Raw genomic sequence first — 14,590 nt, 5'->3', positions numbered from 1 at the left:
TCAGGAGACCTTCTCTTGAGGAATTTTTGTTTTAAGCAGGTCTTCCACCACCTGCCCGATGCCGCTGCCTCCCAGAGCCGAAAGAATTTCGCTCTGGTCCGTGTACAGACCAGCGCTCTTCGTATAGCGGTCCGTGGTGGTCGCCCGATAATGTCCCATGAGAACCTGGGCGGCATTCAGACCTGAACTCACGAACGTGATGGCTGCACTCTTATGCCGGATGGCATGAAAACCGAAGGGCTTCACATGGGCCTTCCGACAGAGACGCTCCATGAAGTGAATGCGCTGGGTGAACGGCTGCCCCAGAAACGTGTCGTTCTGAAGCTGCATGAACACATTGTCCACCTTGCAGGGGCGGGCATCCCGCCACCACTTGAGCGCCTTGACCAGTTCCGGGTGCATTCGGAGCCAGCGCACTCGTTCCATTCCATTACCCGACTTGTTGTCGGTCAGCCTGATTTTTTCCTTCTGAAGGTCCACATCACTCCACGTCAGTCGGAAGATTTCGCTTCTGCGTCCTCCCGTGAAGTACAGGGTCAGCAGCATGACCAGGTCCTGCCCTTCCGCCTGCTGAAACACCTTGATGACATCACTTTCCGGTGGAACATAGCGCTCGCCGTGCTTTACGGGAAATGGCTTCACCTTCAGAAATGGTGGTGCCACCTGTGGGAATCCCTCAAAGAAGTCGGAACCCCAGTTCCATGCAGCCAGCAGATTCTTGCGGTACTTGTTGGCGACGTTCGCCCCGCGCTCATCCTTGATTCTGGAAAGAAACTCATAGGCTCTTGCCGAAGTGATTTCCGCGATGTCAAGGATGCCCTTTTTGCCGCAGTAGACGAAAAAGTCCTTCGTCACCAGCTTCTTTTCCACATAGGTCTGTCGGCTCATGGTTCGCTGAACATGGGTAAGGTAACTATCTCCCCACGCCATAAGCAGTTCTAATGCCGTGGGGATCGTCATCCCTTCCCGTGCGAGCTTTTTTTGCTCTTCCTCCCATTCTTTTGCGGCCCGCCATTCCGGGCCATGTTTTTTCCCTGCCGGGAACATTTTGCAGGCTATCTGCCTGCCGTTCACGATGACTCTCGCCATCCAACAATTTCCTTTGTCCGGTCTCAACGTAGGCATTGCTGAAATACTCCAACACTGTGCCCCAGCGAAACCTCCAGCGGTATCCAATGCGCCTGCCGCCTAACAAAGAGGCTATCTTTTTTACCGTTCTGGGGTCAAGGCGCAATCTGCGGGCTACTTGTTGTAGTGTTAAAATTGTATCAGGTTCACAATACACGGCAATACCCTTAATTTTGTTTTTACATTTCAGATATGAAACTATAGTATTTTGCAACAAGCTCCAACATTGAATTACAGTTGTTCTGAAGCAACATTTTCTCCTGGTGTCTTCTAACTCCACTTCTGCTTATATTTAATAATGTTGCAATTTCTGTACTTGTTTTTCCTTTGAGAATTAGGTGGAAAACTTCTCTGCCACGAGGTGTGAATTTTATTTCTTCACACCTATTTTGAACAGGATGAACTGTACATAATATTTTTATAGTTTTGTTTACGTTTAGTTTTTTTCTTATATCTTCGAGGTGTCGATAAATTGTCTTACGACTGACTCCGAGTTTTTTTGAAATGACTTTTTATGGAAAGGCCGAGCTTGATAAAGGCAATGATTTCTTTTTGTTTTGGTGTAAAATACTCTTTCATGGTTTCTCCTCCCTGCAAAGTCAGAAAGTCATGGTTACCTCCTCTTAGCATGGAGAAATCATGTCGTGCAGTGGCCAAATTACCCAAAAGGATATCTTTCGAAAAAAGAGATATTATGAGTTATAGTTTTTAACTATCTGTTTTTTTTATTATTTATTTTATAGTGTCATATTTTGTATAAACTTGTCATGTCGTAGGAGAAACCGGAATATGCCGGAATGACAGTTGCGACATCAAAAAAAGATAAGTAAAGGCCAAGCATAGTTAGCGAGCAATCCGCATAAGAATGAGAAAAATTGTTTCCACTTTATTTAACGAAAAAACATATTCAGTTATATTATGGGGATATATAAACATTCCGAAAGGTTCTTGAGTTTTTTTAATGTCAGTAGTTCAGCAAAGGAATTTTTCGGATCTTTTTGGAGTCACCAGTGCTGGTGAAGTTCTCTGTTCTTCCACAGATAATCTAATCAGTTTATGGAGTTGACACATGTCTATGAATTTGCTCAATCGAAACAGTTTTTTTCTGTCGAAAGTGCGGTGAGCATGTCATTCTGGACGGTTTCTTTTTTTTGAGGTTCAGTAACATTTTTTTCTTTTAGAAATTTCTCCATCAGATATGCGGGAATAATAATACCTGCGTTTTTCAGAATTAGACTGAGTTCCTTCGGTGAGTATCCTTTCTTGAAAGCCTTACGAAAATCTTTCTCCAACAACCCGGCAGCTTCTTCCCGTGTTTTTTTGTTGTCCCTGACCGGAAGTTCATTGAGTAGTTTCCGGGCTTTTTTGATTTGCTCAGGTCGCAATGTGGCGTTTTTTGTCATGAACTACCTCCGTGTTTAAGATGGCAACTATAATAGACGAAAATTCTATTAATGGGCAATTTGGCCACTTCACGACAGGGGTTCTTCGAGGCAGGATGGTAGTTGTAATACACAACTACCATCCTGCCAGAAGGCTGACGCCCTCTGGACTCCCGGAATGCTCGGCGCTTCGCTTCTCGCATTCCAAAGGTAAAGAGGCATGAGAGGCAAAAAAGGAACGAATGGTGAAGGTAAGTATGCCGCCAATCTGTTGCTCACCTTTCGAGTGACAGCAGAGGAAAAAGCGCGTCTTGAGCAGCAGGCGGATATGGCGGGGCTGTCCGTTTCCGCCTATCTGCGCCGGAGGTTTTTCGGAGGACGCCCGCTCATAGCCCACACCGACGCCATGATGATTCGGGAACTTCGCCGTATCGGGGGCCTGCTCAAGCACAACTTTGAAACGCTTCGGCAGTCGGGTGCCGGTGTGGATATGCTTGAGCGGCAGGAACGGGCGTTGGAGCTTCTGGTTTCCGCCATTGAGCATCTTGGAGTGCCCGGCCATGATAGTGAAGAAAGTCAGACGGGAAATCGTCGATAAGCCGAAGACGTGGCAGATCGGGGACCTGGTGGATTACATCCGCTTTCCTCACAACAAGAATCCGCAGGAAAAGGTCGCCCATGCGGGCAGCAGGAATTTCCTGACTTCCACGCATAACGGCCAGAAGATGGAAATGATCGCTCTGGCCGAAGAGTCGGTTCACAGCAAAATGCCGGTGCAGCACTGGATTTTTTCATGGCAGGAGGGGGAGCAGCCCACGAGGGAACAGGTGGATGAGGCTGTGGATATTTTTCTGGGACATATGGGGCTGACCGGGCATCAGACCGTGTACGGTCTGCATTATGATACCGATAACTACCATCTTCACATTGCGGTGAACCGCATGAATGAGGAAACGGGAAAAGTCGTTCAGCCGCACAAAGGATTTGATATTGATGCGGCGCACAGGATTCTTGCGCTCATTGAACACGGACAGGGATGGAAACCGCAGGAAAAAGCCCGGTATGTCGTGCTGGAAAACGGTGAACTGGCCCGGAGAAAGAGCGGCAGGGAAATAAAACCTCGACAGGCCGCCCTGGACGTTGAACACGCCACGGGAGAGAAGTCTGCCCAGCGTATCGCACAGGAGCGGGGGCATGACATCATACGGGATGCAGACTCATGGGAAGACATGCACCGGAAGCTGGCAGAAGTCGGTCTCCGTTTTGAGAAAAAAGGGTCCGGCGCGGTCATTTTTGTGGGAGACATTGCCGTGAAGGCTTCTTCCGTGGACCGGGCTTTCAGCATGAAAAAACTTTGCAGAAAATGGGGAGAGTTCACGGAAGGAAACTATACGAAGGAGCAAGAAGCATTGCCGCCGGAGCCGGTGAGTTCGGTAAACCTGGAAGAATGGAAACTCTATCAGCAGGAATTTGAGGAAGAAAAAGAGGCACGAAACGACGAGGCAATAACGCCGGTCGACTCCCTGCGAAAGCGGCAGAGAGAACAGCGTCGGAAGAGTCTTGCCCTGCTGGCGCAATACGGCGTGCCGGTACTGAATATTGCCCGTCATTGTCTGAAAATACAGCAGAGGGAAGAGCGACGTTTCCTGCGGGGCACGGGGAAAAAGGTCAGGCGGCATAAACCCCGGTTTGAGGCATGGCTGCGGGCAAAAGGACTGCATCGTCAGGCAGGACTCTGGAGGTATCGTTCCGCCTGGGAAAAGACAAGACACACCCCGCCGCCGGTGCCGGACAGAGGAAGAGAATCCATGCGGGAAATGGAGAATTTCAGGCGTTATGCCGCAGCCGTCGGAGCGGACAGGTATCGAGTGACCTGCATCGCCATGGAGACAAACGGGAATAAAAAGACCTTCATTCTCGACAAGGAAGGCGGCGTTACCAGGGGATTTACCCCTGAAGAACTGGTCTTGCGCATACCTGAGATGCTCAGGCTCCAGCGGCGCGGAGAGAATATATATTACACGCCGTTATCCGAGGAAAAACATCATGTGCTTATCGACGACATGACGACGGAAAGTCTGGTCCGGCTGCAAAGGGACGGATACCGGCCTGCGGTCATTCTGGAGAGTTCTCCGGGGAATTTTCAATGCCTTCTGACCGTCGCAAAACTGGGGAGCCGTTTTGACCGGGATGTTGGCAACCGGCTTACGGAACGGCTGAACAGGGAGTATGGAGATAAAAAATTGTGCGGTTGCATCCACCCGCACAGAGCGCCGGGCTTTGAGAATCGAAAACCGAAGCATCGTCGGGAAGACGGTTCCTTCCCGGAGGTGAAACTTCTGGTTGCCGAAAAACGTGAGTGCCGCAAGGCGCTGGAGCTGGCCCGACAGATAGCCGGGGAATGTGAGGCCGCCGCTGAGAGCAGAAAACGATGTCCGGTACTGCATCAGGGAGGCAGACCTTCAGGCGATGCCGTTACCGCCTATCATGCTCACCTGGAGGATATTCGCCGTCACCTGACCATTGAAGACTACTCCCGTGTGGATGCCATGATCGCCCTGCGACTTCGCGCTACCGGCCATAGCCGGGATGCTGTGATGGAGGCTGTCCGGCAATGTGCACCCTCTATCCGGGAGACGCCCGCACGCAGAGACTGGCAGCGATACGCCGAACGCACGGCGAATTACGCTTTCGGCACAGCGGGAGATGTAGAGCTGGCGAAGTATGAAACATACCGGGAGCTGTGGCGACGAGTGGAGGAACGTGCCGGTATGCAGCAAAAGTCTGCACTCCATACACGCATGAGGTAATATTGCGGTCAGCAGAGGATTTCGCTCCTGTAATGATACGTTTTCCGAAGGAGATTCTTGTGAGCAAGCTGGATCCTTCCTTTTATAGCCAGATTAAGGAAATTCTGCTTTCAGCCCGGAATAAGGTCTATGCTGCGGCCGATTTTGCCATGGTTGAGGCATATTGGAAAAGCATTGTGGAAAAACAGGGAGGAGAAGCCCGTGCCGAGTACGGCACGAAGCTTATAGCCGAGCTTTCTGCGAAGATGACCCTTGATTTCGGAAAAGACTTCACAGTCGCCAATTTGCAGAATATTCGACTGTTTTATTTGACTTTTCCAAATTTCTACACAATGTGTGGCAAATTGAGATGGAGCCATTACCGGCTGCTTATGCACGTGGACAGCAGGCAAGCCCGTCAATGTTATCTGGAGGAATGTGCAAAAGCCGGATGGAGTGTACGTCAGCTTGAACGGCAGATTCATAGTTTTTCTATGAACGATTGCTATCCAGTCAGAATAAGTGCGAAGTTTCGGCGGAGATTCAGAGAACGGCACCAGCAGAACAACCAGAAGATCTCATTCGTGATCCATCATTTTCTTATAGGTAGCGGCATAGTCCAGAGTCTCCCTGAGCGTATCAAAAGATGTCTGGACGGTTTGCGCGTCGTTGATGTTATGGTCTTTTTCAAACTGAACGAACAGGTCGGCGTTGCCTTCTTCCGGCTGGAATATTCTCAGTTCAAATGTTCCTCCGTCTCTCGTTTCATTTTCAATGTGTGTTTCTGTTTGACTTCACAGGAAGAGGATATCGACTTGGGAAAAGCGATGGAGAGGAACAGGAAAAACGGCATCCGTCCGGCAGATGCAAAGGGCAGGCATGGAACACTCTCCATGTCTGCCCTTTTGAAAATGGCCGTCCGTTAACAGGTTCTGAACCTAGAACTTCCACTGAAGCTGAAGGGTACCGGAAACGCCCTCACGCCTGCCCACATAGCCCTGCACGCCGAGGTCGAGGCTGACGGGAATGGTGGATGAGGGGGTGAGGGTTATGCCGAGTTCGCCCATGCCGGTGCTGCCCTTGAGGTCCGGCCTGTCGATGTCGAAACCGTTGGTGGTGGCTTCGGCCTTGCCGTCGAACTCATATTCCCATGCCGCGCCGATGTAGGGGCGCACGTACTCGTTGGCGTTACAGGCAAGGCGGGCGCCGAGGCGCAGACGGTGGGAGTCCACGCTGTCGAAGTGCATGCGTTCGCCGGTGGAAAGGTGCAGGCTGTCGCTGTCCTGACGGGTCCACAGGTAGCGGGCGTAAAGGTCGAGGTCCGCCTTGTCGCCGAAGTTCCAGACATAGCCTGCGCCCACATGCAGGCCGTAATAGGCGCTGTCGCTGTCGTAGGAGGCTCTGCGGCCGAAGGCGTCGCGCATGTCGTCGTTGTCGTAGTCGTTGTTCAATACGCCGAGGCGTGCGCTTGCTTCGGCATAGAAGTGGCCGGGACCAGTTTCGGCAAAGTCCATGCGGGCCAGAAGGCCGCCGCCCGCGTACCAGGCGTCGCCGTCGCCCTTGACCGTGGCCGCGTTGGAGAAGGAATTCCAGGTGTCGTAGGAGCCGTTGCCGTATTCGAAGAACAGACCGGCAGTAAAGCGGCCGGGAGCCAGATCCGCGCCCTTGGCAAGGCCGGCGAGCAGGTGGAAGCTGCTTACGTCGATGTGGGAGCCTGTGTCGTAGCGGGACCAGCCGCCGGAAATCGTGCCGAAGGGAGCAAAGGTGTACTCGCCCGTTCCGCGGGCGGCGCGCAGGGCGTAAGCCATGCCGCGGTCGGCAATGAGGTCGCCGCCCTCCCGGATAAGCAGGGAACCGGCAAGGTAGCCTTCCGCAAGGGCCTTAGTCTGGGGCAGGACGCGCACCGGGCTGCCTCCGCCGGGCTCATCGTCTCCGCCGGGTTCATCGTCTCCGCCGGGTTCATCGTCTCCGCCGGGTTCATCGCCGCCGCCGGGCTCTTCAGATATGGTCCCTACGGTGGCGATGAGCTCTGTGGGCGTGTCGGTAAGCGTAAAGTCGTATGCCAGCGACACACCCTGCGTGCCGGTGAGGGTGGTCTGCGTGTAGCCTTCACTTATCAGGCCGTTGTCGTTTTTGAGCAGGGTGACGCTGTCGCCCACCGCAAGAGGCGCGCTTCCGCCTGCCACGGCCACGCCCACCCTGGCGCCCGAAATGTCCGTGCCGGCCTTGTCCGTCAGGGTCAGTACGGTATTGCCGGCCTTGATGCTGCCGGGCAGAATGAAGTGATAATTCTCAAAATTATACACATTGGTTGCGGTGAGGCCGAAGGTCCGCACTTCCAGCGTGTTGCCCGTGCGTACATCCAGGTTGGCGTTGCCTGTACTATCACTGTAGCCGCCGTACAGGTAGGAATTGCCTGTCAGCGTAAGGCCTTCCCGCAGGATAACCTTGTTGCCCGTGGCGCTACCCGAGTCGTCGGAGGAGATGGAGATACCCCCGCCTCTGATAAGGACGTCGTCCAGGGTGACGTTGCCCAAATCCACCACGTTATCGTTGGCCGTAAAATGACCGGGTGTACTTTCCTCACCATCAAAAGTTATGCGGTTGACGAAGCCGCCTGAGATCATGACGTCAGAGGCAGAGGTACCGCCGGTAATGGTCACGGAATTGCCGTTGACAGAAGTGCTCCTTGAATTTACCAGCCAGGCTCCGCAAAAGTCATACCACCCGTCTCCAAACGTACCGGCGTTGATGGTCAGGCTGTTCCCCGTGGCTGTCGTTAGATCCGACTGTGCATTTGTCCAGCCGCCTGCCCCCGCTATAGTAGTCATATCATTGAAACTGCCGCCCTCTATGACAACGTGGTTATCCTTCAGGATGGGAGTATTTTGGTAAATAGTGTAAGGGGTTACGAGGGCTCCATCCACCGAGTTGTAATTGCCGCCCTTGATGAACACCCTGTTGCCTTCCATGGTCACAGTTCCTGGTACGTAGCAGTCTATGGTTGCGCCATAGACACCATTCCCATCGGCTCCGTCCAGCACTGTGACGGTGTTGTTGGACAGGGTCACATCATTTACGGAAGTGCTCTTGATGAGTCCTCCGGAGGCATACCAGGTCGGTTCATTGATGGTAATATTGCCGTTACTGCCGCCCCCGTTTCCAACATACCAGGGATCGCCGTCCAGATTATCCCACTTCCCGCCCGAATTGGTGGCCCCCGCCACACCGGGTGCGGCCAGCAGCGCGGCAGCAAGCAGAATGGGCAGGGCTTTTCGCGCACTGCCTGCCAGAGGCGTCAGCCTAACTCTCTCTCTTCGCATAAGACATTCTCCTCCATGGTATGATATTCTCACCTTGTGCAGGTGCAGGAGATGCCGTCCGTTGTTCTTCGGGCATCCCCTTTTGGGAAAACCGTATAACGGAAAAATTTTTGTACAGGTTATTTTGCCGGGAAACGTTGTGCACGAAGGTTCGGGCTGTGAGTCCGGATTGCTGCCGGGCCCGTGCCCGTAACATGCGGCGTATGCCCCCCCGTCGAAGAGCCGGGGTGGCACTTCGACGGACGAAAACACGGGGGCCGGGGGGAGGTTACCTTCTCCCCCCCCGGCGTTTGAATGCCTGTCTGTTAACGGGTTCTGAACCTAGAACTTCCACTGAAGCTGGATGGTTCCGGAAACGCCCTCACGCTTGCCCACATAGCCCTGTACGCCAAGGTCAAGGCTGACGGGAATGGTGGATGAGGGGGTAAGGGTGATGCCCAGTTCGCCCATGCCGGTGCTGCCTTCGAGGTCCGGCCTGTCAATGTCAAATCCGTTGGTGGTGGCTCTGGCTTCGCCGTCGAACTCCTGTTCCCAGGCTGCGCCGATGTAGGGGCGCACATACTCGTTGGCAGTATAGGCAAAGCGGGCGCCAAGGCGCAGGCGGTGGGAGTCCACACTGTCAAAGTGCAGGCGTTCGCCGGTGGAAAGGTGCAGGCTGTCGCTGTCCTGATGGGTCCACAGGTACCTGGCATACAGGTCAAGATCCGCCTTGTCGCTGAGGTTCCAGACATAGCCCGCGCCCACATGCAGGCCGTAATAGGCGCTGTCGCTGTCGTAGGAGGCCCTGCGGCCAAAGGCGTCGCGCATGTCGTCGTTGTCGTAGTCGTTGTTCAATACGCCGAGGCGTGCGCTGGCTTCGGCATAGAAGTGGCCGGGGCCTGTTTCAGCAAAGTCCATGCGGGCCAGAAGACCGCCGCCCGCGTACCAGGTGTCGCCGTCGCCCTTGATTGAAGCCGCGTTGGAGAAGGAATTCCAAGTGTCATAGGAACCGTTGCCGTATTCAAAGAACACCCCGGCGGTGAAGCGGCCGGGAGCCAGATCCGCGCCCTTGGCAAGGCCGGCGAGCAGGTTGAGGCTGCTTACGTCGATGTGGGAGCCGGTGTCGTAGCGGGACCAGCCGCCGGAAATCGTGCCGAAGGGAGCAAAGCCGTACTCGCCCGTTGCGCTGGCAGCGCGCAGAGCGTAAGCCATGCCGCGGTCGGCAATGAAGTCGCCGCCCTGCCGGATAAGCAGCGAACCGGCAAGGTAGGCTTCCGACAAAGCCTTGGTCTGGGGCAGAACGTGCACCGGGCTGTCCCCGCCGGGCTCGTCGCCGCCGGGTTCATCGCCGCCGGGTTCATCGCCGCCGGGCTCGTCGCCGCCGGGTTCATCAGATATGGTTCCTACGGTGGCGACGAGATCTGTGGTGAGCGTTGTCTTCGGGTCGTCAACGGTGGCCAGCGTAAAGTCGTATGCCAGCGACACGCCCTGTGTGCCGGTGAGGGAAGTCTGCGTGTAGCCTTTAGTTTCCAGGCCGTAGCGGTTTCTGAGCAGGGTGACGCTGTCGCCCACTTTAAGAGGCGCGCTTCCGCCTGCCACGGCCACGCCTACCTTGGCACCGGAAATGTCTGTGCCGTCTGAATCCGTCAGGGTCAGTACGATGTCGTTGGCCCTGACGGTGCTGGGCAAGATGAAGTGATAGTTCTCAAAATTATACACATTTTTGGCGGTGAGGCCAACGGTCCGCACTTCCAGCGTGTTGCCCGTGCGTACATCCAGGTTGGCGTTGCCTGTACTATCACTGTAGCCGCCGTACAGATAACCATAGCCTGTCAGCTTAAGGTTTTCCCGCAGGATAACCGTGTTGTTCGTGGCGCTGCCCGAGTTGGTGGAGGTTAGGTTGCCGATGTACCCGCCATAGATACGGGGGCTGACCAGGGTAACGTTGTCCAAATCCACCACGTTGTTGCTGGCCGTAAACGTATCGGTTTCACTTCCGCTACCTGATCGGATGGCTCTGCCGCCTGCGATAGTGTTGAAATAGGCACTGTGGTCATTAAAGGTACCGCCCTTGATGAACACGGAATTGTCGTTGACAGAAGTGCCCCTTGAATTTGTCAGCCAGGCTCCGTAAAATTTACTCTTTCTTCCAAACGTACCGTCGTTGATGGTCAGGCTGTTCCCCGTGACCGTCGATGGTGTATCCGACTGGGCATCTGTCGCGCCGCCTGCCCCGGCTATCGCATTATCATTAAGAGCGAGTCTGCCGCCATTGATGACCACGTGGTTATTGGTCATGGTGACAGTATTTTTGGAAGTATTGTAGTGAGGTCAGTAAGAACGGCTCCCTGTCAGCCAGGATTTATGAGGTTTGTGCCGAGAGGGACGGCTTGAAAGGGCAAGTCAGGGACTATGAGCGGGTCAGACGGGCCATTGGCCCGGAACAGGCGGACAGGATACTGGAGGCAGCTTACCAGCAGGAACAGGTCGAAAAGGAGCAGAAATGGGGTGCAAGGTCAAAAATAAGGGTAGGCGCACGATAATCACAAAAAATGGAGGTAATTTCATGGAAAAGTACATCTTTGACGAGGGCAACGGTCTGTGGTATGAGTTGCAGAGGGACTAACAATATTCGGGCGTGTGCGGCGGAAATCGTGGACACAGAAATTATTTGCGCATGAGGCCCCAAATCGGAGGGTGTCCCGGTGAATGCCCTCCTGATTTATTTGGGACAGCGGGTAAAAACTTCTTGCATTTTAGAGTGTGCTATGCTATACTGCTGTCATCCTGATTTGAGGAGTCTATTCAACATGCGGCAAGGTATTCTTAAATAAAATTTGATAATGGGCACAAAAATAATTGCCCCTTGCAGGGGCTTGGTTTTTGTACCCAATTTAAGAATGCTTTTGCCTTTTTATCAAATATCGTGACGGATAACGGCTCATGTTAGCTGAATGCGTTTCTATGTATCCGAAGTCATGATCCCCAGCGGTAAAAGTATTTGCCGCTGGGGATTTTTGCGCCCTTTTGGGCCTTGTATGGAGGATAGACATGAACATTATCAATATCGGGATTCTTGCCCATGTAGATGCGGGCAAGACGACACTGACAGAAAGCCTGCTGTATGCCAGCGGAACCATTTCAGAGCCGGGGAGCGTCGAAAAAGGGACAACGAGAACGGACACTATGTTTTTGGAGCGGCAGCGTGGAATTACCATTCAAACGGCAGTCACTTCTTTCCAGTGGCACAGTTGTAAAGTCAATATTGTGGATACTCCCGGCCACATGGATTTCTTGGCAGAGGTATACCGCTCTCTGGCTGTTTTGGACGGGGCCATCTTGGTGCTCTCCGCTAAAGATGGCGTGCAGGCCCAGACCCGTGTTCTGTTCCATGCCCTACGGAAATTGAACATCCCCACCATTATCTTTATCAACAAGATCGACCAGGTTGGCATTGATTTGGAGAGCGTATATCAGTCTGTTCGGGATAAGCTCTCCGCTGATATTATCATCAAGCAGACAGTGTCGCTGTCCTCGAAAATAACTCTGACAGAAAACACTAGTGCAGAGGTGTGGGATTCGGTCATCGAAAATAACGATGAGTTATTGGCAAAGTATATCGCAGGAGAATCAATCAGTCAGAAAGAACTTGCGCAAGAAGAACAGCGGCGAGTTCAAGACGCCTCCCTGCTCCCGGTCTATCATGGTAGCGCCAAAAACGGCCTTGGCATTCAACAGTTGATGGATGCGGTGATAGGGCTGTTCCAATCGACCAAGGAACAGGGGAGCGCCGCCCTGTGCGGTAGAGTTTTTAAGGTGGAGTATACAGATTGCGGCCAGAGGCTTGTCTATCTGCGGCTATACAGCGGAACGCTGCGTCTGCGGGATACGGTGGCCCTAGCCGGGAGAGAAAAGCTGAAAATCACAGAGATGCGTATTCCATCCAAAGGGGAGATTGTTCGGACAGATACCGCCCATAAGGGCGAAATTGTCATCCTTCCCAGCGACAGCTTGAGATTAAACGATATATTGGGGGACAAAACCCAACTTCCTCGTGAAATGTGGAGTGATGTTCCCTTCCCTATGCTGCGGACGACGATTACGCCAAAAACGGCAGAGCAAAGAGACCGGTTGCTGGACGCTCTTACGCAAATTGCGGATACTGACCCGCTTTTGCACTACGAGGTGGATTCCACCACCCATGAGATCATTCTTTCTTTTTTGGGTCGGATGCAGTTGGAGGTTGTTTCCGCTTTGCTGACGGAAAAATACAAGATTGAAACAGCAGTGAAGGAACCCACCGTCATTTATTTAGAGCGGCCGCTCAAAGTGGCCAGTCACACCATCCATATCGAGGTGCCGCCTAACCCGTTTTGGGCATCTATCGGACTGTCTGTTACACCGCTCCCGCTTGGCTCCGGTGTAAAATACGAGAGCCGGGTTTCCCTGGGATACCTGAACCAGAGTTTTCAAAACGCTGTCATGGATGGTATCCGTTACGGTTTGGGGCAAGGCTTGTGTGGCTGGAACGTAACGGACTGTAAGATTTGCTTTGAATACGGACTTTACTATAGCCCGGTCAGTACGCCGGCGGACTTCCGCTCATTGGCCCCGATTGTATTGGAACAGGCATTGAAGAAATCTGGGACGCAGTTGCTGGAACCTTATCTCTCCTTCACCCTCTATGCGCCCCAGGAATACCTTTCCAGGGCTTATCATGATGCGCCGAAATACTGTGCCACCATCGAAACGGCCCAGATAAAAAAGGATGAAGTTGTCTTTACTGGCGAGATTCCCGCCCGTTGCATACAGGCATACCGTACTGATTTGGCCTTTTACACCAACGGGCGGAGTGTGTGCCTGACGGAACTGAAAGGGTATCAGGCCACTGTCGGCGAGCCAATCATCCAGCCCCGTCGTCCAAACAGCCGTTTGGATAAGGTGCGCCATATGTTCAGTAAGATTCCTTGATACGCCACAGCAAGGATGGTTATTGCATTTCCCTGCCTTTCGTGGTAAAATGTAGTTGTAAACCACCAGAGAAAACAACAACCCTGCTACCCCCCGTTATCACCACCGATAACAATTTGATAACAGCCCATCGTATAGGGCTGGATAATATGGACACATCAAATAATCAAAAAAATGAGGTATCAAATTTATGAAGCAAAATCCGTTAAATATGATGCCCAACAACGAGTGGGAATGAGTTTATGTGGGCTCCAAACACCGAGTAGTAGCGGCCGCCATAGACGGTCACCTGGTTGCCTTTCATGGTCACAGTTCCTGGTACGTCGCAGGTTATGGTTGCGCCATAGACACCATCCCCGTCGGCTCCGTCCTTCACGGTGACGGCGTTTTTGTCCAGGGTTACATCTGTTGCGGAAGTGCTCTTGATGAGTCCTCCGGAGGCATACGAGGTCATCGCTTCATCGATGGTAATATTGCCGTTACTGCCGCCCCCGTTTCCAACATACCAGGGATCGCCGTCCAGATTATCCCAGTACCCGCCCGAATTGGCCCCCGCCGCACCGGGCGCGGCCAGCAGCGCGGCAGCAAGCAGGAACGGCAGGGCCTTGCGCGCACTGCCCGCCAACGGCGTCAGCCTGGATTCTCTCTCTCTCTCTCTCTCTCTCTCTCTCTCTCTTGGCATAAGACATTCTCCTCCATGGTATGATATTCCCACCTTGTGCCGGGCAGGGGATGCCGTCCGTTTTTCCGTCGGGCATCCCCTTTTGGGAGAACCGTATAACGGAAAAAATTTTTTGTACAGGTTATTTTTCCGAAAAGCGTTGAAGAGAAGGCTTTTCGCGCCGTGTGAGGCGGCTTCATGCCGGGCACAAGGCCGGATGATTTCATCTTTTTCCCGGCCTCGACTTCGGAAAAGCAACTGAGATGAACAGGGACGAGCGGTGTCCTCCCGGCAGGACGGGGGCCCGTGGCTTGAGTAAAACATTCGCAGTAAGAAGCGCCTTTTGAATTGGTAGTT

Annotated in this window: 10 protein-coding genes; 3 read left to right on the top strand and 7 right to left on the bottom strand. The window is 53.2% G+C overall.

What is annotated here, in order from left to right; all coding sequences use genetic code 11:
• From ABGT79_RS04825 to ABGT79_RS04810, 4 genes are all read right to left on the bottom strand, one after another.
• On the bottom strand, positions 1-960 hold the full coding sequence (locus tag ABGT79_RS04825) for a site-specific integrase (protein ID WP_346665246.1): 960 nt from the start codon (positions 958-960) through the stop codon (positions 1-3).
• Complete coding sequence (locus tag ABGT79_RS04820) at positions 914-1,345, bottom strand: hypothetical protein (protein ID WP_346665245.1); 432 nt, start codon at positions 1,343-1,345, stop codon at positions 914-916. Before ABGT79_RS04820 ends, ABGT79_RS04825 begins: the two co-directional genes overlap by 47 nt.
• An 868-nt stretch (positions 1,346-2,213) precedes the next feature.
• Entirely contained in the window at positions 2,214-2,531 is a 318-nt protein-coding gene (locus ABGT79_RS04815; protein ID WP_077073058.1) for a hypothetical protein, read from the bottom strand.
• A gap of 115 nt (positions 2,532-2,646) precedes the next feature.
• Positions 2,647-3,072: a hypothetical protein gene (locus ABGT79_RS04810; protein WP_346665244.1), complete on the bottom strand. Its 426-nt coding sequence runs from the start codon at positions 3,070-3,072 to the stop codon at positions 2,647-2,649.
• Here ABGT79_RS04810 and ABGT79_RS04805 point away from each other — a divergent pair.
• Positions 3,071-5,320, top strand: coding sequence for a DNA-primase RepB domain-containing protein (locus ABGT79_RS04805; protein WP_346665243.1), 2,250 nt, complete (start codon positions 3,071-3,073; stop codon positions 5,318-5,320). The genes ABGT79_RS04810 and ABGT79_RS04805 overlap by 2 nt on opposite strands.
• 59 nt (positions 5,321-5,379) lie before the next feature.
• Positions 5,380-6,225, top strand: coding sequence for a DUF1016 N-terminal domain-containing protein (locus ABGT79_RS04800; protein ID WP_346665242.1), 846 nt, complete (start codon positions 5,380-5,382; stop codon positions 6,223-6,225).
• A gap of 12 nt (positions 6,226-6,237) precedes the next feature.
• Here ABGT79_RS04800 and ABGT79_RS04795 read toward each other — a convergent pair whose 3' ends face one another.
• Both ABGT79_RS04795 and ABGT79_RS04790 read right to left on the bottom strand, forming a co-directional pair.
• Positions 6,238-8,622, bottom strand: coding sequence for an autotransporter outer membrane beta-barrel domain-containing protein (locus ABGT79_RS04795; protein WP_346665241.1), 2,385 nt, complete (start codon positions 8,620-8,622; stop codon positions 6,238-6,240).
• A gap of 321 nt (positions 8,623-8,943) precedes the next feature.
• Entirely contained in the window at positions 8,944-10,899 is a 1,956-nt protein-coding gene (locus ABGT79_RS04790) for an autotransporter outer membrane beta-barrel domain-containing protein (RefSeq protein ID WP_346665240.1), read from the bottom strand.
• Positions 10,900-11,652: 753 nt separating this feature from the next.
• On the opposite strand from ABGT79_RS04790, the gene ABGT79_RS04785 reads away from it, so the two are divergent.
• Positions 11,653-13,572 carry a tetracycline resistance ribosomal protection protein Tet(W) gene (locus ABGT79_RS04785; protein ID WP_011526261.1) on the top strand — a complete coding sequence of 640 codons (1,920 nt, stop codon included), beginning with the start codon at positions 11,653-11,655 and terminating at the stop codon, positions 13,570-13,572.
• Between the two features lie 205 nt (positions 13,573-13,777).
• Here ABGT79_RS04785 and ABGT79_RS04780 read toward each other — a convergent pair whose 3' ends face one another.
• Positions 13,778-14,254, bottom strand: a complete 477-nt coding sequence (locus ABGT79_RS04780; protein ID WP_346665239.1) for a hypothetical protein — start codon at positions 14,252-14,254, stop codon at positions 13,778-13,780.
• Positions 14,255-14,590 lie beyond the last annotated feature (336 nt).

This window comes from uncultured Mailhella sp. (genome assembly GCF_963931295.1).
Lineage (GTDB): Bacteria > Desulfobacterota > Desulfovibrionia > Desulfovibrionales > Desulfovibrionaceae > Mailhella.
The sequence above is the reverse complement of the archived record's forward strand: the minus strand, read 5'-3'. Positions and strand labels throughout refer to the sequence as shown.